Source organism: Allobosea sp. CER48, assembly GCF_044752385.1.
In the GTDB taxonomy this organism is placed as follows: domain Bacteria; phylum Pseudomonadota; class Alphaproteobacteria; order Rhizobiales; family Beijerinckiaceae; genus Allobosea.
The window spans coordinates 1-1,850 of sequence record NZ_JBIWYK010000547.1; the positions used below are offsets into that span (position 1 = coordinate 1).

General features: G+C 70.1%; 1 protein-coding gene, 1 tRNA gene and 1 pseudogene. 2 read left to right on the forward strand and 1 reads right to left on the reverse strand.

Going from position 1 to position 1,850, the window contains the following annotated elements; genetic code table 11:
* Nucleotides 1-109: 109 nt before the first annotated feature.
* Both ACIPIA_RS15375 and ACIPIA_RS15380 read left to right on the forward strand, forming a co-directional pair.
* Nucleotides 110-1,390, forward strand: a pseudogene (locus ACIPIA_RS15375) (SelB domain-containing protein); the annotation flags it as partial.
* Nucleotides 1,391-1,453: 63 nt separating this feature from the next.
* Nucleotides 1,454-1,549: transfer RNA gene (locus ACIPIA_RS15380), tRNA-Sec, on the forward strand.
* Nucleotides 1,550-1,615: 66 nt separating this feature from the next.
* On the opposite strand, the gene ACIPIA_RS15385 is transcribed toward ACIPIA_RS15380, so the two are convergent.
* Nucleotides 1,616-1,850: DksA/TraR family C4-type zinc finger protein (locus ACIPIA_RS15385; protein WP_400510803.1), on the reverse strand; the 235-nt coding region annotated here is incomplete at its 5' end.

Here is a 1,850-nt window from a genome sequence, read left to right on the forward strand (position 1 = left end):
GTCGGCGTTGCTCGCCGGGCGGGCACATGCGGTGCGGCCCCGCCGGAGCGACGGCGCCTTCCGGCTCGCGGTCGACCGCTGCTTCACCCTACAGGGCGCCGGAACCGTGGTGACGGGTACCGTGCTCTCCGGGAGCATTGAAGTCGGCGACGGCGTCATCGTCTCGCCGGCCGGAATTGCGGCACGCGTGCGCTCGATCCACGCGCAAAATCGCGCTGCAGAGCGAGGGAACGCCGGCGATCGCTGCGCGCTCAATCTCGCCGGCCCGGGCATCTCGAAGGAAGCGATCCGCCATGGCGACGTGGTGCTGGCCCCACGTCTCCATGCCCCGACGTCGCGGATCGACGCCGAGGTCATGATGCTGCCCTCGGAGACGAAGCCGCTGACGATGTGGCAGCCGGTGCGCCTGCACCATGCGGCGGCGGAGGTCGGGGCGCGGGTCGTGCTGCTCGGCGAACAGATCGCCCCCGGCGGGGCCGCGCTGGTACAGCTGGTTCTCGACGCCCCCCTGGCTGCGGCGGCACTGGACCACTTCGTGCTGCGCGACACCACGGCCTCGCGGACGATCGGCGGTGGACGCTTCCTCGACCTGCGCGCGCCCGAACGCCGACGACGCAGCCCCGAACGCCTGGCCCAGCTCGCCGCGCTCGGGCTCGCCGATGTCGCCGCCGCGCTACGCGATCTTCTGGCCCTTGCGCCGCATCATGCCGACCTCGAAGGTTTCGTTCGCGATCGGGCCCTGGACGCCGGGGCGGCGATCGATCTGGCGGCGCGCCTCGGCCTGGTCCGCATCGGCGCGCTCGCCATGCTGCCGGGGAACTGGCAGGCTCTCGCCCACGCGGCGGTAGAGCGGCTGGACAGCTGGCATGTCGAGCATCCCGACCTGCCCGGCATGGGGCTGGAGCGTTTGCGTCTCGCCGTCGCGCCGCGCCTGCCGGCGCCCCTCTTTCGTGCCGCGCTCGCACGCCTTGCCGATGAGGGCGTCCTCGTCACGGCGGGATCATGGGTCAGGCGGCCCGGTCACGAGGTCCGGCTGACGGCCGAGGACGAAGCGCTTTGGGCGCAGATCGCCCCGCTCCTCGATGCCGGAGAACGCTTCAGGCCACCGCGCGTGCGCGATATCGGCCAGATGCTCGGGCGCCGCGAGGAGGATATCCGCCGGCTGTTTCGGCTCGCGGGCCGGCGCGGCGATGTCCATGAAATCGCGCTCGACCACTTCTTCCTGCGGGCGACACTCGCGGAAATGATCGGGATCGCAATCGAACTCGCCCACGCCGATCCCGCCGGCTTCAACGCCGCGCAGTTCCGCGACAGGCTCGACAACGGTCGAAAGGTCGCTATCCAGATACTCGAGTTCTTCGATCGCCACGGCATCACCATCCGCCGCGGCGATCTCAGGCGCATCAACCGGCAAAGGCTCGACCTGTTTGGCCCGCAGCCGGCGATGGGCGATGGAGGAGAAGCGTCCCCGGTGGGGCGTCCGGACTTCAAATCCGGGAGGGGCCGTCAAACGGTCTCTGGTGGGTTCGACTCCCATTCTCTTCCGCCAGTTCACTGAGGCCCGCGTTTCCCGAGCCAGCGCTCCCGACATGCGGGAGAGGAACCGGACCGCAGATCACCTCAGCTGGCTGTCCTTGCTGCCGCGGCGATTGTAGCTGCTGGCGGCGGCCGAGCGATCCTGCCCCGACTGACACTGAACGCAAAGGCGCGCTCCCGGCATGGCGCGGCGGCGCGCCTCCGGAATTTCATCGCCGCATTCCTGGCAATGGATTTCACCCGGTCCAGACGGAAGGCGCGAGCGCGCCAGCCGCACGGCATCCGTGATGGAATCGTCGATCTGGTCCTGAACG